The following is a 14,958-nucleotide window of genomic DNA, read 5'->3' on the forward strand; positions in this document are numbered from 1 at the left end:
CTACCAGTGCTTATTTTATAATAAGGGATATTATAAGGTTGGGGACTATGGCGGAAGGTACAGGACTTGAACCTGTATAACCTATAAGGTTAAAGGATTAGCAATCCTTCGTGGCTACCAATTTCACCAACCCTCCATATTTAAAGGGGATTTTACTCCCCTAACTGTGCCACCAGTTTGTAGTCCCTGGTATGTAGTACAGTCTTTAATCCAATATTTTCATACTATCATTTTAACATGTTCAATATATCATTAAAACATCATCTTTTTATCATGCTTATATCAAATCTAATTTCATACCATCTATTCCAAATAAATTTATACTTAGTTCATTTATCATTTCATTTATCCACCTTCTAGCAGTTATTACACTGCAATTTAACTCCTCTGATACTTTTTCATATGTCATTTCCTCCATATAGAACATTTTTAAAGCTTCATATTTCTCTGGTGAACATAATTTATACTGCTTATTCTTAAGCGCTCCCATGGCCATATCAATATGAGCTATCATAATTAATGTTTTTGTCTTACTCTTCTTTATAGACAGAATATATAGTTCATCTCTCTCAACATCACCTAAATCTATAAGATCATTCTCTAGTTTAGTTACATCACTTATTGCATTTCTCACATGGCTTTTTAAATCATTATAGTGGTTTAATAACAACCTGGTATTATGAAACACTTTCTTCTTTTGCTCCTGTCTTTTCTCTTTATCATATTCTTTTATAGCTTCCTTTGTAGCCTTGCTTATCATTTCATCTATGTTTATATTATTACTCTTCATTATTGCTCGTCCCTCCTATTTTATTGTCCAAATTTCTTATTTAACCTACCCGCCTTTATATCTTCATATTCTTTCTCTGCTTCTTTGATATACTTCTCTAATTCAGGATTTTTCTCTATAGCTTTTTTAATTTCTTCAGCTGCATTTATCTTTCTGAATGGCATAATTACCTCCTAATTTTTATTCTCTCTGGATTTTCTAAGGTTTCATTTTCCTCTTTTGCCACCTTGCATAAAGCTAGTGTTATTACTGGAGTTATTATTATAAGAGTTATAAGCGTAACCATAAGTATTGTACCTAACATATCTCTTCCTCCATTCTCTCCACATAAATGTGATTTGGATATATTTCTATGTAAGCTCTCCCTACATATTTTTTCATTAGCTGAAGTCGTTCCTTAAAACTGCTATAGAAAATAACTTCAACAATTGTTAGCATCTTACTTTACCTCCCCAAGTTTCATTTGATTGTCGTTTGAGAATAGGATTTTAGTTCTATCCTCAAACTATAGTTGGATTATGACCTAACTTAAATATCTTTTAAACACATCATTGCCATCCTTAGCCACTTCAATTTGCCCATCTTTAATATAATGCTTTATTTGTTTATCTGTAAAATAATGTCCATCAACCGTTAACTTATCATGTTCCCATATAACAAATCTTTCAAAATCACAATCATATTGAACATCATATAAAACACCATCTTTATCTTTTATTTGAGTTAATCCGTTCATAATTTTATCCCCCCTTACATGTCGCATAATTTTCAATTACTTCACCTTAGACTTTCTTTCACTTATTTTTGAATATAAATCTACTATAATAATTCCAGTCCTTGTTAAATCAGCATCTTTTTGTATTAGCCTATATTGGTTTAATTTCAGTAGCTGTTTTCTAGATACAAGAATAAGATTATTAATATCTAAATTCTGTGGATTTCCATCACCAAATATGACAGCATGTCCTTCAGGAATTTGCCCGTTACTTTTTTCCCAAACCACCTGATGTTTTAATCTCCATTTGTTAGGTTCTTCAACCTTTACTTCTACATATCCATCTACGCTTATTCTCTCACTTCCCACTGGCCTATGGTTTTCTGGAGTATTCCCTTTCTTGAACCAAGTCTTTTCGCAACCTTTTGCACATATCCCCTTTTTATCTTTATTGAAAGGAATATGACCTTTATTAAATTGTCCTGTAAATCCTGTATTAATTTTGTATCTACCTATAGCTCCTTTAATCTGATTCATTGTGAGTTCTAAGTTAAACTTTTTATTCATAAGCTTTTGGATTTCCCTATAATGATGTCCTGGTGTTATTTCTTTTAAGTACTCCTTTTCTTCATCAGTCCATATATGAAGAACTGTATTCTTACTCCCTTTTTGCCTACCATTCATATTATTTACCTTCTAGCATAGTAGGTATTTCTGTATTTTCTCTACCCAATGTATCTGCCTGTATTTTTTTAGCTTGTAATACCAACGACCCATTTGCAATTATTTTTGATGCAACCTCATTCACTGCTTTTGCTCTATTTATTTCTTCAATAAGTGCTTCACCCTTTAAATCTTCGTCATTGAGTCTCTCTAACTGCATGAATAAATGGTTATTTAAGTCACCTAAAGTATTTTTCATAAATACTTACTCCTTCCTATATTCTCATTAAGTATTTTTTAACTCCGTTCTTAACCATGTGAGTAAACTTCTAAGTGTCTCAACTTCTAATCTTAAATTCTCCATAGCACTTATAGCAGTATAATAAGCACTTTCAGCTATGTCTCTTTGTAATCTTAATTCTGCTATTTTTTCATCGCCTCTTACTACGTCATGAATTAATGTTGCTGGAAACTTTTCAGCTTTAAGTTGTAATATCCTTCTAGCTTTAGCTATGCTATAGTTTTTCTTTGTTTGTGCTTTTTTTAACGCCAGTGTCTTTTGTTCTATATTCCCTTTAGTTAGTGCTAACTGTGCTACATTTAATTTTTCAATAATTTCTCCTGGTGACATTGCTACCTCCTATTTTGCACGTACAAGCTACTCTTAAATTCAAACAGCTTGTACGATACCTAGTATTTCTATTTATTTTTGCAATATTAAGCTTTCATCATTTCAAATACTTGCTTAATCTCATTTGCAAATTCATCTACTTGTCCTATATTTTCAAAGCATATTATGCTTCCCATTTCAGTTAACTCTACCCCATGCTCACAAGCTCTATATGTCCCATTTTCTCCTTTTAGAGTCATAGTAAGTACTTTTAACTTACCTGTATTAGTAATCTTTTCTGATGTTGAAACTTCCTCTGCTTTTTTAACTTCTTTCATCTCTTTTTCCTCCTCATGAAATATATATTCTATTGCTTCATTAACCTCTGGATCTTCTTCTTTCCTACTTTCTCTAACTTCCTGATATGCATTTACAACCATCGCCTTTGACATGTTAGGAAACTTGTATAATACAGCTTCTATAATATCCTTCCTACTCGCTCCAGCATCAATTGATGCATTTATTTCTTGTACTACTCCATCTTCTATTTTCTTCTTAGTCATTTCTATATTCCCACTCCTTTTTAGTTCCTGATCTAGTTTTACTGACTTTGTAAGTTCTTCTTTCGTGAAGTTTTCAGCAAGTTCGAAAATACTATCTATCTGATTACTACTTAATCCATGTTCATATAAAGATGCTGCAATCACCCTAAAGTAATTAACTTTTGCTATTTGCACCTTTTCATTTGACCTACCTTCAACTATTTGATCAATTACCTTTCTTTGATTAGGAGTAAACTTATTTATAATTTTTGTTGCATTTTGAACTTCTCTTGTTACAGCTCTATTCTCTGTTCTTGACACTCCTTCTCTCCTCCCAAAAACTTGTTTAAATCATATCTAAATCTTGTTCTTTTCCTCTCCCCAGGTATTTCAATTCCATTTTCAATGCACCACTGCACAGGTATTGATTTTCTTTCGGTTTCTTCTATAAACTTAGCTACATCTCTAGCCGACATTACATATGTTTTCTGTAAATCCCTAAAATTGAATATAAATCTAGGCCTTATATTGGGGTGGTTTATATTAGATAACTCTTTTAACTGATTCTGTCTTATGCAGCTTATAGGAATACTTACACCCTTGTGACTCTTAAGTTCTAAGATGAATAATTTATCTCTAGCCATTACCATAAAATCCGATATATTGCTTGGTGTAAATCTTGTATTTTCTCCACCTTGCCACGTCCCAGCACTATCTCTTAATCTATAAACCCAGCACCAATCTGGAATACTTTTCTTAAAGTCCTGTTCAAATGATTTTCCGGCATTTATCATTAGTAAAGTTTTCCTCCCATCTTTTCTCTAACTTCATCTTCTTTAAATCCCATACTGAAATACTTATCCTGAAGTTGCCTTTTTAGCTTTATATCAAGTTCATGACCATTCTTCCCATGAACGCCCGCATTTCCCTTATGGTGATTCCAACACAAATCTATGCAACTATCTATGGTTTCATATTTGTTTCTCTTGCCTTTCCCTTTTATAATGTGATGTACTTCGACCAGATAGTTTGATTGGCATAATTCACAAAATCCACCAGAACGTTTTTTTACTCCTTCATATACAGCTTTTTTCAATTGTCCCTCTTTCTGGACAAGTAGCAGTACTTTTACTACTTGTCCAATGTATTATAAAATTAATACTCTAGTACACTACTCTTGCAAAATTGCTTTAGAGCTATTTTAAGCCTATTCAATTTCATAAAATCTATTTGTGTTAGTAAGGCTTTTTCTTTCAATCCTGATATATATACGCTTAAATTTAATAGCCATCTACCTGTCTTTTATAGTTCACTTCATGTTTCTTTAAAAAAGCCTGCTCTACTTCTTCTGCTGCATGATCTAAAATAAAGTTTATTGCACATATACTAACAAATACTGCTTGCCACTCATCTTCCACTGCTGCTTCAAAGATTAAATTAAATACAGTATCAAGTTTTGGTGTAACTGCTCCATCTTCTATAAATTTCTTGTATTCTTCAAAACAAGCTGTTATAGATTCATCTAAATCATACTTACCTGTACCAAAATTCATAAGACTTAAACAGAAATGTATGCAATCTGCAGATTCATCAAGTATCCTTTCTTTACTTTCAGGTCCTTTATTACTCCAGTATTTAAAACACCTGGTTGCATTGGCTAATTCTGCAACTTCCACTAATAGCGCAAGCTTTCTACTCTCTAGCCACTTAGTATCGTATGGATCTCCTAGATTCTTTTTCTTAGCGATATATAAATCTAACTCCTTTTGCTTGTCCAACAATTCTCTAATATTCATTTACTTATTCCCCTTTCTTTTTTCCAATTCTGTTTTGGCCCATTCATTATGCTTCATGGACTGCTTAACTTTACCCTGTCTAGCAAACCTTACTTCTGCTTCAAGGTAGTTTATAATCATATAATCACAGCCTTTCCGGTAAAGAAATCCTCATACTTAAAACACTCAATATAATTATCTAGCTTCAATGCTATAAAGCTTCTATTCTTTTGCACTATCTTCCCATCTAGGACTTTATCTGGCACGCTTGGACCATCTGTTTTTACTGCAAGTTTAAGAGAATTTTTATCTCTTAATTCATGTCTAATATGTTCTAGTTCTAGTGTTTTCTTTCTAGCTTCAATTTCTAATATAGTTTCAGGACCAGGTCCATACTCAACTATTTGCTTTGATACTTGTGTCCTTACATAGTTTCCTGAACTCACTTCTTTTTTATTTATTAATTCCAGCTTCTTTCCTAGTCTTGAAATTGTTTCTTTGCTAACACCTATAATCTCTGCCATTTCCTTATTGCTCATGTCTTCCCAGTTGTTTATTATAAAGTGCTTATCTTCTTCAGTTACTGTTTTTCCTCTTCCCATAGATATCCCTCCCAAACCACTCTTCAAGCTGAATATTACTAATTTTAAAATCTTGTCCAACCTTTATAATTGATTCTTGAACTGTAATATGGCTATTTGAAAAATACGTTTCCACTACCTCATTTAAAAATTCCGTTCTAGTCACTAATATCTCCCCTAACAATTAAATTCAGCCTTTATAGCATCTTCATACTGTCTTTGTAAGCCTGTTGGATGCCTACACTCATCAAACATAGCATCAAGTCTTTTCTCTGCTTCTAAAAAGCTTATTTCTGCATTTATAGCTAGTGATGCTATAGTTCTTACCCTTTGATTCTCAGATTCTTGAAGTATTTTTAAAGTTTCCTTTGTCATTTTCCATATCCCCCATTTTTAAATTCTCAAATTTATTTAAGAGATTCTCTTGTAAGCGTGTTTTACATTTTCGTCACTTAATTGAGCATAAATTAAAGTAGTTTGTGGAGTTTCATGGCCCATTAAGTGTTGCAGTACAGTTATATCCATACCAGAGTTGAGGCTGTGTGTAGCAAATGTATGCCTCATTAAATGTGGAAAAATTGATTTATCAAATCCGGCCCTCATTGCTATGTTCTTAATTTCTCTCTAAATACTTCTTCCACCCATTCTGGCAAAAGGGAATTTACTAGCAGTAAACAATGCAGGACTATCTCCTTTTTTACCTTTTAAATAGTTTTGTAAAAGAATTTTAGTCTTTACATTAAAATATACTTTTCGCTCCTTGTTACCTTTTCCAATTACGTTCAAACTCATTTCATGCCAATCGATATCGCTTATATTGATGTTTACAAGTTCCGACAATCTGGTTCCAGATGATACAAGGAACTCTATCAATGCTTTTTCACGATTAGTTTTAGATGCTTGTCTTAACAATTCAGTTTCTTCGTCATTAAGAGCATTTCTTAATCTCTTAGGTTCCTTTGTCTGTTTAAGCTTTGCTGCTGGATTTTTAGGTATATATTCCTCGTTAAATAGCCAACTAAAGAAGCTCTTTAAGATAGATATTTGTCCATTTACACTGGTAGCTTTCATATTCTTACACCTTGCAGCTAAATACATCCTTAGATCCATAGTTGTTATCGCAGCTAACGGCTTAATTAAATGAGTTGCAAATATTAATAGCTGATAATTATAGTTTTGCAATGTTCTTGGACTTAATCCATCTAGCTTCTTGGTTGCAAGATATATCTGTAACTTCTCCTCTATGTCACTAGTTACCAAAGATGTCTCAGTTGTTGCAATATCGTACTTATACAATACTTCTTCTATTACAGTTCTAGCTTTAATTTGGTCCATATTAGGAAACTCTAAAGATAACTTCCCTACTAGCTTTATTACTACTTCATCTTTACTACTTGCACTATACATAATAATCCTCCTTATATTGCTACACTGAGACAACTATGTTATAATACAAGTGTCTCAGTTGAGATTTTAGAGAGCTGCTAGGTTGTCCAGACGTACAGCTCTCTATTTTATTTTTTATATGACCTACCTTAGATAACAGTATTCTACTGATTATTACCTCTTATAAATTCCAAGAATGTTTTACGAGCTTGCCTAGCTGCTCTTTGTATTTTCTCTAATATACCTGACTCCTTAATTTTAGTTGCCTGTTCTATCATCTTGTCCACCTGATCTATGTTATAATTTCTCATTATATGCTTTTGACCGTAGTAACTTACTCCTAAACTACCAAGTTTCTTCATACGTTTAACCTTTTCCCTTTGGTACTTATTCATATGTCTACCTCGCTTTATATTTTTCTTGTGTTGTGAACTAACCATGTATAAACTCACAACTCTTTCCCAAGACTTTGCATATCATTTTCATATTTTCTTTTACTATTTTAGCCATTCCCCTATCTTCACCTACTATTTTTTCGACTCTTATTAATTTTTTACAAAATGGACAGTAATGTTTAACTATCATAAAATATTCCTTTCACATAATATTCAAATTGCATAACAATTCTTAATTAGTAATTATTATACATTGTCTTTACAGTCCCTACACTTATTCCATGTTTCATAGTTTTTATATAAAGACATTATTAATATAGTTCCAACTATTGAATCAACTTTGTTTGGATTTACATGACCTAATATAGCAAGTTCTAAGCCTTCCCATCCAAAAACCACTACTGTCGATATCCCTAAATATCTTAAAATAAAATCTACAGCCTTTTTCATATATCCTCCCCATCATTGGTATTTTCAATATATTCCTCTTCACTTATAGGAATTATATATTGCTCATCAGCACCCATTTGGTATGCTAGTATCTTTCTAAAAGCCTCATGTTGATCTGTTTTTTCTTTATCTGTTAGTTCTCTTTTAACATCTGCTGATATTCTTGAATAAACCTCACATGGTTCATTGGTTTCGTAATCTATTCCCATTTCTAGTTCTTTTTCAAACCTAAAACAATATGCTACTTTCATTTCAATCCTCCTAACCAACCTTTTCTATTCTCTTACCAAGTACCTGAGCTAACATAAATTCATCAAAGCTCTTTCCCTTGGATGCTCTAGTTAACTCCTCATGGACATAATTTAAAGCAGCTTCTATGAGATCTGTTGCAGTCTTATCACTTATAGATTGAAGTTCTGCAATTTTATCTATGGTACTTTGATTTAATCTATAATTTTTCAATATCTTAGCCACTTCAATTCCTCCCTTTGATTTACTTTGTAAAGACAATGCAAAGACACAATATTCCCAAAGTCTGTACTAACTAAACGATGCTTCTGGTTCCTTTTCTGGAGTAACTTCATCATTTTCATAATCTGTATCAAGCTCAATTTTTGTAAAGTTTTGAGATAGTTTCATTAAGAGTATTTCAAATTTACTTAAACGTCTTAAAGAATTTATTTCGTGTGAAGTTCTGTAACTTATATCCCAATTCTTTTCCTTACGCTCTTTCCATCTGCTTAGTCCAATTTCAAAATTCATTTCCTTATCATGCTCACATTCAAATACAAGTTTTGCACCTTCGAAAGAGCTCCAGCTTCTTCCTTCTTCATATTCAACTTCCATTGATACGTCAACAGGTTCGTAACTAACACCATCATCATAATTTACTTTCAAATCATCAGTATCAACATTTTCAGCAACAAATTTAGTCCATATATCAAATAGTTCTGAAGCTTTTATAACTTCTTTTTCTTCTAGAATCATCAACTCTTTAAAGTTTTCAAGCAGCTTTTTATTCTCTAATGATGAATTTTTTAAAACTTCTACTAAAACAGAATCTAGTTTTGTGATGTATTTCGAGTAATCATAAGATTCAAGATGAGGTACCATAACAGATTTTATTTTTTCTTCAATAACCTTTTTAACATCTCCACTCCAACTAAACATGTCTTTAATTGATGTAGCAATACATTCTTCAAGTTTTGCTGCTATAACCTTTTCTATAATCCCTTTTTCTAATTCTTTTGATATACAATCCTTTATACTATTTTCTAAGTTCATTATTTTTTACCCCTCTCAATTTTTATTTGCAAAATTACAACTTCATCTCTTCTAACAGATATAGAATAAACTCATTAGCTTCGATATCATCTGCCGGAATGTAATTTTTTATCCTTTCTACAATTTTTTCTAGGTGTCTGTCACTCTCAAATGTTACTTGTTCTCTAAAATTCTCACATGCTTCTTCTAATTCTTTTACTCTCAATTCAGCAGCTCTTGCCTGTTTCATAAAGAATATTGCTTCTTTTTTAAGCCCTTCATTCTCTTGCTGCAGACTATTTATTTCAGCTATCGTTATTCCTTCTACCATGTTTATTCCCCCCTTAATAATTCACTCAGTAACCTGGTTTTTTCTTTAGCCTTATCAACTCTTATGCTCTTTCCATCATTTCTAACTGGAGTACACATCTCAATCAACCTGTCATAAGTTCTTTCATGGTACTTTTCTTTAAGCTCCTCCAGTGGGAAATTAGTTGTAACTATAAGTGGTAATCCATTTCTATATCTGCTATCCAAAATGTTATATATCTTTGTTTTGGTCCAATCAGTATCCTGCTCTGTTCCGAGGTCATCTATTATCAATAAATCAGCATTAGAAAGGCTTCTAAGGATTGTTTCCTCTCCTTCCTTACCCCAAGTATTAAATGTCTGCTTAATTCTGTCTAAGAGCCCATTTATGCTTATACATATTACTGGAATTAAGTTATTTAGGAGCTCATTTGCTATACAGCTGCTTACATACGTTTTTCCATTCCCCGCATCTCCATAAATTAGAAGTCCTATACCTTCTTTTTTCATCTTTCCAAAGCTAGCAGCATACTTAGTTCCGATATTGAATATCTTCTCTGAACCTCTTTTATGGTCCCAATTTTCAAATCTACACTCTTTAAACTTGCTATCCATAAGAGAATTTTTAATAATTTGATTTAGTCTTAATTGTTTTTCTTTATTTTCTTCTTCTATCTCTTTTGCTTTAATGTCTTCTTTCTTGCATGAACACATTACAGGCCCTTTAATATATCTATTGAACCCTGGGAGGTAAGTAACTCTTTCTATTGGTTCACCACACTTTTCACAGGTTCTACAGTCCGATTCCCTGCTCTCTAAGTTCATCTCCAGCACTTGGTTTATTGTCTCCACCCTTCTTTACCCCTTTCTTTTTAGCATTTATGTTAGTCCATAAGGTCAATATTACTGGCTTACAATAATTAAATGAGCTTATCTTTTCTCCTTCAAATCTTGGTTTATATTTTTTAAAAGCTGAGTCTATACCTGCTTTAATTACATCGGCAGGTATCTTGTTACTTAACAATTCCCTTACAGCTTCAAATTCATTAGGTTTAAAATTAACTGACATAGTTCCAGCTTTAGAGCAATAATAATCTATGATATTTTCTATATAAAGAAGATAATTATCTTTTTCTATTTCTTCTTCTTTATCTTCTTCTATATAAGAAGGAGTCACAGGGACATCACGCATACCGTCACAGTGACTGTCACGTGACATATTAAACTTTTCACTTTTGAAAGAACATATCTCGTCTTTAGCTGGTGCTAACAATAGTTTTTCCTTTTCTCTTTGCTTTCGTTTTCTAAGCTTAGCCTGTTCTCTTTCTTTAATTTTTTCCAACCCCTCAGCATTTTGATGATCTGACCATCCTGTAATTAAAATTGTTTCTTCTTTTACAGTGATCATATTAAATTTGATAAATATATCTAATGCCATCCTCACCGTGTTTAATTCCATGTCGAACTCATTTGCAAGCATTTCTGGATTGTAAGGTAATGTTTCAGTGAAAAAGATATATCCTTGAGAATTACTTTTACCTGCAAGAGTTAGAAGCATAACCCAGAATAAAACCATATCGTTACCACCAGGCATCTTTCTTATTTGCTTAATTTTTTTGTTATCAAACATATCTGTGTTTAGTTTTATCCAAGTTACCTCTGCCATATAAACAGTCTCACCTTCCTTTGTTCTTGTATCCTTTATTTCTCTATAGGCACTAAAAGCTTTTGTCCTGGCTCTATATGCTCATGTAAATTATTCAAAATTTGTATTTCTACAATGTAGTTGCTTAGCTTCATATACTTAGGCTTGTATTTCTCTGCTATAGTTGAAATCGAATCACCTGGTTGAACTGTATAACTCAAAGTCTTTTTAACTTGTTGTCTAGAAATGGAATAAGATTCTACTTTGCTGGATATACTAATAACAGCAATAAGTGTAGTTATAGTTGCGAATAATAAAATACGTATACGTTTTTTATTCATAATTTGACAACCCCCATCTATTTTGATATTATGGGGACAGGCACTTGCCGTCCAAAGTTCGTGCCTATCCGAAAACTTTAACGTTTTTGACTAAGAGTCCTTTCATGAGGGCTCTTTTTAGCATGGTTGAGTAACACTTCTCAATGTTTCTTCTTCCAATTGCCTTTGCTCATCAAGCCAATCTAAGTACTCATCTAAATCTTTTCTAGTGACTATCTCACCAAAGAACTCCATCATTAAGTCCTTTTCTTCTTGTAATAACTCTTCTTTCATGACTACACTTCTTCAAATGGTGTGTCTTGATATGTTACTCCACTAACCTCAGCCATTGCTTTTACTCTTTCCTTAGCTATTTCATCACAGATTTTTTCATAGTCTACTTTCTTTATTTCTTCACTCTTTTTATATCCATGCTTTTCAATAATCTGCTTGCACAAATCTGCATTTGCTCCACTTACTGCATATAATCTTTTAGCCTGAGCTCCGCTTATAGTTGCTGTACTATCAAATGCTACTTTTGAAGTTTGTGAAGGTTTTTCTCCGTTAAGGTCCATATCTTCAATGTCTTGAGTAAATACATCAGATAGGCTTGCTACTAGTAATGTTGCATCAACTAATGCTCTTTTCTTTGCCATTTTTAATATTGTGTTATCCATTGTGAAAGGATCTTGTTTAGTATACTTTTTTTCCTTAGTATTGCAAGCTCCTAAACCTTCTGTTATAAGAACTGTGTCTTTATAAAGCTTACATCTCACTTGATATTGGAAGAATCCTTTTTCAAAGTCTCTTGTGCTATCTACTACATCAAATTCACTTCTTAAACCCATAAGCATCAATATTTTTTCAGCACCTGGTTTTAATAGTGTAGGTTTATTGGTGCCAGGAACCACCCCAAAATCGTGATTTTGATGTAAAGTTTTTTGAATAACTCCTTGAAATTGGCTAATCTTTTGCATTGTACTTTGTACTTGCTGTAACTCCATCCCCTCTATTATTGTTAGTGAATTACTTATTTGATTTTCCATTGTTCTTCCTCCTAAAATAAAACTTTCATAACTGTCGCTTTCTTAAAAATGCAACCTGTTTTTTCTGCTTTTTCTATATCTTTATTAGCTTGTTCTCTAGTAGTTCTTATTGCTCCAAACTTAAAATCTTGAGTAAGGTAAGCTATCCCACCATGAGCCTTAACAGGCTCCTCATATCCTTCAAATAGCACCTGGAACATATCATTTACCCCCTAGAATTTGATTTCAAAAATCTCCCCTACTTCTTTAACTGTCAAACCTTCTAACTCTCCTAGCACTTCACCAGTTTTTTTATTGATAACCTTATCTCCATTTAGGTCCAGAACCTTTTTAAGTCCCGCCCAATCTACATCTTTTTTAGTCTTTATGTAGTCTTGAGCACTATTCTCTGCATATTTGATAAGTTTATCTCTATCGGCAACATCTATCTTTACAGTAGGTTTCTTTATAACTAACTCACCAGAAACTAACTTATACTTCTTCTGTGTCTTAGTTTCCTTAAATTCCACTCCTAAACTGTAAGCTCTTAGTTGGTCTATTAATATCTGTTCTTGGTTTCCTAAGGCATTGAGCTTAAGTTTTAGCTGCTGAGTGATATTCTCTATCCTTGCATTTGCTACCATCTCGAGTCTGTTGGCTTCTGCTCTTATATCTCTTATCTGTTCTAACGCTTCATCTGCCTGCACATCATCAACTATCTTCATGATTTCAAAGTGTACTGTATTTTCCATGTTTCATTCCTCCTAAAAATTTAACCAAACTATTAAAGGGTTCTTATTATCTATAGTGTAGCTTCCAGGTCTAAAAGCCTTTAACTGGATGTCTCTTTCTCTAATTGTTTCAAATCTCATTTTAGTTTTTTTGCTTGCCATTTTTATTTCCTCCAGTTCTACTTTTTTATATTCAGCATAGAATATACTAGTAAGTGTTTGTGTTTTTAGTCTGTTGAAAAATTTTTTATAAGGCTTTAGAAGCCCTATTTTATCCCGTGTTATATATTTACTAATCTCTAGTTCTTACCCTCATACCATCATGTAAAGCCGGTTTACCTGGGCCGTAAAAGTAATATCCCTTACCACTTGTGTACTCCACTCTTCCAGCACACCAACCTTCATCAATACCCGCTTCAGTATCTTCTTGTAAGTAAACTTCTAGACTGCTACCGCAACTTAAAGGATAAAAAGTGCAGCCTCGATTATATTCAACCTCAAACTTACCACTTGAAATTTTCCTCAAGAAACCTTCTTTTGCTGGCTTTGAGAAATGCTCCATAGCCCATTTTGCATCATTTAATTTCTCAGCAGCTGTATAAAGTGCATGCCTTATTGCCTCTTCTTCCATAGTTTCACTATCTGAGCAACTTGGTAAACTATCTAATGCACTATCGAGCTTTGATGCTAAGCTACTTATCTCATATAGGTGCTTTGTGTATAATTTATCTCTTATCATTTACTAAACCTCCAACTATTTACTTAATTCCCTGTTCTTCAATATTTGTGCTATAGCTCTAGCTAGATTCTTTTCAGCCTGAGGTATAGCTTCCGGATTAACTATTCTTACTTTAATTTCAGGTTGTTTTTTCTTCACCTAACAAACCTCCTACGCGACTTTATACTTAATAGCCATTTCTTTAACTATCGCAGTATAAATTTCTATAAGCTTTTTATCTTCGCTTATAACATCTAAGAAATTTAGATTATCAATTTTTGTTTTGGTCGCACCTTCCAAAGCAAGTCTGCCTCTCATATTTTTAAGCCTAATTTTCAAATCACATGAGGCACGTTCTTTTAATGCTTGATATGATTCTTCTTTTGGTGTTTTATAATCATTTAGTTTAAAACATATTTTCTTCATCAATGAGTTGATCTCAACTCTCCAATTATCAGAAGGTTTAAATTCTACCACCTCTCTTATGTTTTGAATATCCTCCTTAACAGATGCTGTTTCTTGTTTTGTTAAAGCTATTTCAGTTTCAAGTCTTTTTTGTTCGATCTCCTGTTTGGCCATACTATCGAATATTTGTTTAAATGCTTGTAGCTCTGGACTAAGCTGAGCTATATTTTGTGTTACATCCTTTACCCTAAAGTAATTCCTAACTAACTCTCTTTGTACTTTCCAAGCTAAATCGTCGTTCAATGATTTTATTAGCATTAAGTAACCACTTTCTGTTATAAGAGTTAAGCCTCTGTTCGGTATTTCTAAAGTACGATTTTCATACTTTTCAAAATCTGAAGGTTTAACCATAAAATAATCTACACTTTCTATGAAATGTACTTTGTTATCTGAAAAATTTCTTTTAGCAGTTCCTTCCACCCTTTCATGTAACATATCAATATCTTTAAAAGTTACAACTCTTTGACTATTAAATTCTTTTACCTGTAATTCTTGATTGTTAATTTTTACTAAGTCATTCATATTCCCATCTCCCTGTTTTTTACTTACTACTTCTTTAGTTAAACCTGCTTCTT

The 14,958-nt window shown here is 32.6% G+C and carries 33 protein-coding genes, 1 tRNA gene and 1 pseudogene; all 35 read right to left on the reverse strand.

From position 1 onward, the window contains the following. Positions 1 to 48: 48 nt before the first annotated feature. The 35 genes and pseudogenes from AC0N0V_RS15745 to AC0N0V_RS15915 all read right to left on the reverse strand — a co-directional run bounded on the left by AC0N0V_RS15745 (position 49) and on the right by AC0N0V_RS15915 (position 14,905). A tRNA-Ser gene (locus AC0N0V_RS15745) sits at positions 49 to 136 on the reverse strand. Between the two features lie 141 nt (positions 137 to 277). Next, positions 278 to 790 (reverse strand): hypothetical protein, encoded by a 513-nt coding sequence (locus AC0N0V_RS15750; protein ID WP_474459070.1) that lies wholly within the window; start codon positions 788 to 790, stop codon positions 278 to 280. Between the two features lie 20 nt (positions 791 to 810). Then, entirely contained in the window at positions 811 to 954 is a 144-nt protein-coding gene (locus AC0N0V_RS15755) for a hypothetical protein (protein ID WP_474459072.1), read from the reverse strand. Positions 955 to 956: 2 nt separating this feature from the next. Beyond that, complete coding sequence (locus tag AC0N0V_RS15760) at positions 957 to 1,094, reverse strand: hypothetical protein (protein WP_474459074.1); 138 nt, start codon at positions 1,092 to 1,094, stop codon at positions 957 to 959. Then, positions 1,088 to 1,228 (reverse strand): hypothetical protein, encoded by a 141-nt coding sequence (locus AC0N0V_RS15765; protein WP_474459076.1) that lies wholly within the window; start codon positions 1,226 to 1,228, stop codon positions 1,088 to 1,090. The genes AC0N0V_RS15760 and AC0N0V_RS15765 overlap by 7 nt, the downstream gene beginning before the upstream one ends. An 85-nt stretch (positions 1,229 to 1,313) precedes the next feature. Continuing rightward, entirely contained in the window at positions 1,314 to 1,526 is a 213-nt protein-coding gene (locus AC0N0V_RS15770; RefSeq protein WP_474459078.1) for a hypothetical protein, read from the reverse strand. 36 nt (positions 1,527 to 1,562) lie between these two features. Further along, positions 1,563 to 2,189: an HNH endonuclease signature motif containing protein gene (locus tag AC0N0V_RS15775; RefSeq protein WP_474459080.1), complete on the reverse strand. Its 627-nt coding sequence runs from the start codon at positions 2,187 to 2,189 to the stop codon at positions 1,563 to 1,565. A 1-nt stretch (position 2,190) separates the two neighbouring features. After that, positions 2,191 to 2,427, reverse strand: a complete 237-nt coding sequence (locus AC0N0V_RS15780; protein WP_474459082.1) for a hypothetical protein — start codon at positions 2,425 to 2,427, stop codon at positions 2,191 to 2,193. Positions 2,428 to 2,454: 27 nt separating this feature from the next. Further along, positions 2,455 to 2,799, reverse strand: coding sequence for a hypothetical protein (locus AC0N0V_RS15785; protein WP_474459084.1), 345 nt, complete (start codon positions 2,797 to 2,799; stop codon positions 2,455 to 2,457). 86 nt (positions 2,800 to 2,885) lie between these two features. Beyond that, a complete protein-coding gene (locus AC0N0V_RS15790) occupies positions 2,886 to 3,641 on the reverse strand; it encodes a hypothetical protein (RefSeq protein WP_474459086.1) in 756 nt (251 codons plus the stop codon). Next, the gene (locus tag AC0N0V_RS15795) at positions 3,614 to 4,114 is read right to left on the reverse strand and encodes a Holliday junction resolvase RecU (RefSeq protein WP_474459088.1); all 501 of its coding nucleotides are present in this window, start codon (positions 4,112 to 4,114) and stop codon (positions 3,614 to 3,616) included. Before AC0N0V_RS15795 ends, AC0N0V_RS15790 begins: the two co-directional genes overlap by 28 nt. Continuing rightward, complete coding sequence (locus AC0N0V_RS15800) at positions 4,114 to 4,416, reverse strand: hypothetical protein (RefSeq protein ID WP_474459090.1); 303 nt, start codon at positions 4,414 to 4,416, stop codon at positions 4,114 to 4,116. Before AC0N0V_RS15800 ends, AC0N0V_RS15795 begins: the two co-directional genes overlap by 1 nt. Positions 4,417 to 4,600: 184 nt before the next feature. Continuing rightward, a complete protein-coding gene (locus tag AC0N0V_RS15805; RefSeq protein ID WP_474459092.1) occupies positions 4,601 to 5,116 on the reverse strand; it encodes a dUTP diphosphatase in 516 nt (171 codons plus the stop codon). 116 nt (positions 5,117 to 5,232) lie between these two features. After that, on the reverse strand, positions 5,233 to 5,697 hold the full coding sequence (locus AC0N0V_RS15810; protein ID WP_474459094.1) for a hypothetical protein: 465 nt from the start codon (positions 5,695 to 5,697) through the stop codon (positions 5,233 to 5,235). Next, positions 5,672 to 5,842 carry a hypothetical protein gene (locus AC0N0V_RS15815; RefSeq protein WP_474459096.1) on the reverse strand — a complete coding sequence of 57 codons (171 nt, stop codon included), beginning with the start codon at positions 5,840 to 5,842 and terminating at the stop codon, positions 5,672 to 5,674. Before AC0N0V_RS15815 ends, AC0N0V_RS15810 begins: the two co-directional genes overlap by 26 nt. A gap of 11 nt (positions 5,843 to 5,853) precedes the next feature. After that, a complete protein-coding gene (locus AC0N0V_RS15820; RefSeq protein ID WP_474459098.1) occupies positions 5,854 to 6,051 on the reverse strand; it encodes a hypothetical protein in 198 nt (65 codons plus the stop codon). Positions 6,052 to 6,087: 36 nt separating this feature from the next. After that, positions 6,088 to 7,083: pseudogene (xerA, locus tag AC0N0V_RS15825) on the reverse strand (site-specific tyrosine recombinase/integron integrase). A gap of 143 nt (positions 7,084 to 7,226) precedes the next feature. Beyond that, positions 7,227 to 7,457, reverse strand: a complete 231-nt coding sequence (locus tag AC0N0V_RS15830) for a hypothetical protein (RefSeq protein WP_474459100.1) — start codon at positions 7,455 to 7,457, stop codon at positions 7,227 to 7,229. A gap of 37 nt (positions 7,458 to 7,494) precedes the next feature. Beyond that, positions 7,495 to 7,647 (reverse strand): hypothetical protein, encoded by a 153-nt coding sequence (locus AC0N0V_RS15835; RefSeq protein ID WP_474459102.1) that lies wholly within the window; start codon positions 7,645 to 7,647, stop codon positions 7,495 to 7,497. A gap of 56 nt (positions 7,648 to 7,703) precedes the next feature. Then, a complete protein-coding gene (locus AC0N0V_RS15840; protein WP_474459104.1) occupies positions 7,704 to 7,907 on the reverse strand; it encodes a hypothetical protein in 204 nt (67 codons plus the stop codon). Continuing rightward, positions 7,904 to 8,158: a hypothetical protein gene (locus AC0N0V_RS15845; protein WP_474459106.1), complete on the reverse strand. Its 255-nt coding sequence runs from the start codon at positions 8,156 to 8,158 to the stop codon at positions 7,904 to 7,906. Before AC0N0V_RS15845 ends, AC0N0V_RS15840 begins: the two co-directional genes overlap by 4 nt. Positions 8,159 to 8,168: 10 nt before the next feature. Next, on the reverse strand, positions 8,169 to 8,381 hold the full coding sequence (locus tag AC0N0V_RS15850; RefSeq protein ID WP_474459108.1) for a hypothetical protein: 213 nt from the start codon (positions 8,379 to 8,381) through the stop codon (positions 8,169 to 8,171). A 66-nt stretch (positions 8,382 to 8,447) separates the two neighbouring features. Beyond that, entirely contained in the window at positions 8,448 to 9,191 is a 744-nt protein-coding gene (locus tag AC0N0V_RS15855) for a hypothetical protein (protein WP_474459110.1), read from the reverse strand. 34 nt (positions 9,192 to 9,225) lie between these two features. Next, entirely contained in the window at positions 9,226 to 9,501 is a 276-nt protein-coding gene (locus AC0N0V_RS15860; protein WP_474459112.1) for a hypothetical protein, read from the reverse strand. 2 nt (positions 9,502 to 9,503) lie between these two features. Continuing rightward, positions 9,504 to 10,304 (reverse strand): ATP-binding protein, encoded by an 801-nt coding sequence (locus tag AC0N0V_RS15865; RefSeq protein ID WP_474459114.1) that lies wholly within the window; start codon positions 10,302 to 10,304, stop codon positions 9,504 to 9,506. Beyond that, positions 10,273 to 11,145 carry a phage replisome organizer N-terminal domain-containing protein gene (locus AC0N0V_RS15870; protein ID WP_474459116.1) on the reverse strand — a complete coding sequence of 291 codons (873 nt, stop codon included), beginning with the start codon at positions 11,143 to 11,145 and terminating at the stop codon, positions 10,273 to 10,275. Before AC0N0V_RS15870 ends, AC0N0V_RS15865 begins: the two co-directional genes overlap by 32 nt. Before the next feature lie 35 nt (positions 11,146 to 11,180). Further along, positions 11,181 to 11,465, reverse strand: a complete 285-nt coding sequence (locus AC0N0V_RS15875; protein ID WP_474459118.1) for a LysM peptidoglycan-binding domain-containing protein — start codon at positions 11,463 to 11,465, stop codon at positions 11,181 to 11,183. 117 nt (positions 11,466 to 11,582) lie between these two features. Next, entirely contained in the window at positions 11,583 to 11,738 is a 156-nt protein-coding gene (locus tag AC0N0V_RS15880) for a hypothetical protein (RefSeq protein ID WP_474459120.1), read from the reverse strand. A gap of 2 nt (positions 11,739 to 11,740) precedes the next feature. Further along, positions 11,741 to 12,490, reverse strand: a complete 750-nt coding sequence (locus AC0N0V_RS15885) for a hypothetical protein (protein WP_474459122.1) — start codon at positions 12,488 to 12,490, stop codon at positions 11,741 to 11,743. Positions 12,491 to 12,501: 11 nt separating this feature from the next. Then, the gene (locus AC0N0V_RS15890) at positions 12,502 to 12,690 is read right to left on the reverse strand and encodes a hypothetical protein (RefSeq protein WP_474459124.1); all 189 of its coding nucleotides are present in this window, start codon (positions 12,688 to 12,690) and stop codon (positions 12,502 to 12,504) included. A 12-nt stretch (positions 12,691 to 12,702) separates the two neighbouring features. Beyond that, positions 12,703 to 13,221 (reverse strand): host-nuclease inhibitor Gam family protein, encoded by a 519-nt coding sequence (locus AC0N0V_RS15895; protein WP_474459126.1) that lies wholly within the window; start codon positions 13,219 to 13,221, stop codon positions 12,703 to 12,705. 12 nt (positions 13,222 to 13,233) lie between these two features. Next, positions 13,234 to 13,362 carry a hypothetical protein gene (locus AC0N0V_RS15900; protein WP_474459128.1) on the reverse strand — a complete coding sequence of 43 codons (129 nt, stop codon included), beginning with the start codon at positions 13,360 to 13,362 and terminating at the stop codon, positions 13,234 to 13,236. A gap of 130 nt (positions 13,363 to 13,492) precedes the next feature. Continuing rightward, positions 13,493 to 13,939, reverse strand: a complete 447-nt coding sequence (locus tag AC0N0V_RS15905; protein WP_474459130.1) for a DUF5348 domain-containing protein — start codon at positions 13,937 to 13,939, stop codon at positions 13,493 to 13,495. Between the two features lie 15 nt (positions 13,940 to 13,954). Beyond that, positions 13,955 to 14,077, reverse strand: a complete 123-nt coding sequence (locus AC0N0V_RS15910; protein WP_474459132.1) for a hypothetical protein — start codon at positions 14,075 to 14,077, stop codon at positions 13,955 to 13,957. Positions 14,078 to 14,089: 12 nt separating this feature from the next. Next, the gene (locus AC0N0V_RS15915) at positions 14,090 to 14,905 is read right to left on the reverse strand and encodes an ORF6N domain-containing protein (protein WP_474464556.1); all 816 of its coding nucleotides are present in this window, start codon (positions 14,903 to 14,905) and stop codon (positions 14,090 to 14,092) included. Positions 14,906 to 14,958 lie beyond the last annotated feature (53 nt).

The organism is Clostridium sp. CS1-1 (assembly GCF_056135525.1).

What these genes read in the sequence shown, in the direction of transcription:
- AC0N0V_RS15885 (WP_474459122.1), bottom strand. Translation starts at nt 12,490, where the DNA reads ATGGAAAATCAAATAAGTAATTCACTAACAATAATAGAGGGGATGGAG.
- AC0N0V_RS15900 (WP_474459128.1), bottom strand. Translation starts at nt 13,362, where the DNA reads ATGGCAAGCAAAAAAACTAAAATGAGATTTGAAACAATTAGAGAAAGA.
- AC0N0V_RS15905 (WP_474459130.1), bottom strand. Translation starts at nt 13,939, where the DNA reads ATGATAAGAGATAAATTATACACAAAGCACCTATATGAGATAAGTAGC.
- AC0N0V_RS15830 (WP_474459100.1), bottom strand. Translation starts at nt 7,457, where the DNA reads ATGAATAAGTACCAAAGGGAAAAGGTTAAACGTATGAAGAAACTTGGT.
- AC0N0V_RS15845 (WP_474459106.1), bottom strand. Translation starts at nt 8,158, where the DNA reads ATGAAAGTAGCATATTGTTTTAGGTTTGAAAAAGAACTAGAAATGGGA.
- AC0N0V_RS15750 (WP_474459070.1), bottom strand. Translation starts at nt 790, where the DNA reads ATGAAGAGTAATAATATAAACATAGATGAAATGATAAGCAAGGCTACA.
- AC0N0V_RS15820 (WP_474459098.1), bottom strand. Translation starts at nt 6,051, where the DNA reads ATGACAAAGGAAACTTTAAAAATACTTCAAGAATCTGAGAATCAAAGG.
- AC0N0V_RS15760 (WP_474459074.1), bottom strand. Translation starts at nt 1,094, where the DNA reads ATGTTAGGTACAATACTTATGGTTACGCTTATAACTCTTATAATAATA.
- AC0N0V_RS15895 (WP_474459126.1), bottom strand. Translation starts at nt 13,221, where the DNA reads ATGGAAAATACAGTACACTTTGAAATCATGAAGATAGTTGATGATGTG.
- AC0N0V_RS15875 (WP_474459118.1), bottom strand. Translation starts at nt 11,465, where the DNA reads ATGAATAAAAAACGTATACGTATTTTATTATTCGCAACTATAACTACA.
- AC0N0V_RS15855 (WP_474459110.1), bottom strand. Translation starts at nt 9,191, where the DNA reads ATGAACTTAGAAAATAGTATAAAGGATTGTATATCAAAAGAATTAGAA.
- AC0N0V_RS15755 (WP_474459072.1), bottom strand. Translation starts at nt 954, where the DNA reads ATGCCATTCAGAAAGATAAATGCAGCTGAAGAAATTAAAAAAGCTATA.
- AC0N0V_RS15865 (WP_474459114.1), bottom strand. Translation starts at nt 10,304, where the DNA reads ATGAACTTAGAGAGCAGGGAATCGGACTGTAGAACCTGTGAAAAGTGT.
- AC0N0V_RS15890 (WP_474459124.1), bottom strand. Translation starts at nt 12,690, where the DNA reads ATGTTCCAGGTGCTATTTGAAGGATATGAGGAGCCTGTTAAGGCTCAT.
- AC0N0V_RS15770 (WP_474459078.1), bottom strand. Translation starts at nt 1,526, where the DNA reads ATGAACGGATTAACTCAAATAAAAGATAAAGATGGTGTTTTATATGAT.
- AC0N0V_RS15810 (WP_474459094.1), bottom strand. Translation starts at nt 5,697, where the DNA reads ATGGGAAGAGGAAAAACAGTAACTGAAGAAGATAAGCACTTTATAATA.
- AC0N0V_RS15775 (WP_474459080.1), bottom strand. Translation starts at nt 2,189, where the DNA reads ATGAATGGTAGGCAAAAAGGGAGTAAGAATACAGTTCTTCATATATGG.
- AC0N0V_RS15785 (WP_474459084.1), bottom strand. Translation starts at nt 2,799, where the DNA reads ATGTCACCAGGAGAAATTATTGAAAAATTAAATGTAGCACAGTTAGCA.
- AC0N0V_RS15880 (WP_474459120.1), bottom strand. Translation starts at nt 11,738, where the DNA reads ATGAAAGAAGAGTTATTACAAGAAGAAAAGGACTTAATGATGGAGTTC.
- AC0N0V_RS15915 (WP_474464556.1), bottom strand. Translation starts at nt 14,905, where the DNA reads ATGAATGACTTAGTAAAAATTAACAATCAAGAATTACAGGTAAAAGAA.
- AC0N0V_RS15870 (WP_474459116.1), bottom strand. Translation starts at nt 11,145, where the DNA reads ATGGCAGAGGTAACTTGGATAAAACTAAACACAGATATGTTTGATAAC.
- AC0N0V_RS15840 (WP_474459104.1), bottom strand. Translation starts at nt 7,907, where the DNA reads ATGAAAAAGGCTGTAGATTTTATTTTAAGATATTTAGGGATATCGACA.
- AC0N0V_RS15765 (WP_474459076.1), bottom strand. Translation starts at nt 1,228, where the DNA reads ATGCTAACAATTGTTGAAGTTATTTTCTATAGCAGTTTTAAGGAACGA.
- AC0N0V_RS15835 (WP_474459102.1), bottom strand. Translation starts at nt 7,647, where the DNA reads ATGATAGTTAAACATTACTGTCCATTTTGTAAAAAATTAATAAGAGTC.
- AC0N0V_RS15860 (WP_474459112.1), bottom strand. Translation starts at nt 9,501, where the DNA reads ATGGTAGAAGGAATAACGATAGCTGAAATAAATAGTCTGCAGCAAGAG.
- AC0N0V_RS15780 (WP_474459082.1), bottom strand. Translation starts at nt 2,427, where the DNA reads ATGAAAAATACTTTAGGTGACTTAAATAACCATTTATTCATGCAGTTA.
- AC0N0V_RS15805 (WP_474459092.1), bottom strand. Translation starts at nt 5,116, where the DNA reads ATGAATATTAGAGAATTGTTGGACAAGCAAAAGGAGTTAGATTTATAT.
- AC0N0V_RS15795 (WP_474459088.1), bottom strand. Translation starts at nt 4,114, where the DNA reads ATGATAAATGCCGGAAAATCATTTGAACAGGACTTTAAGAAAAGTATT.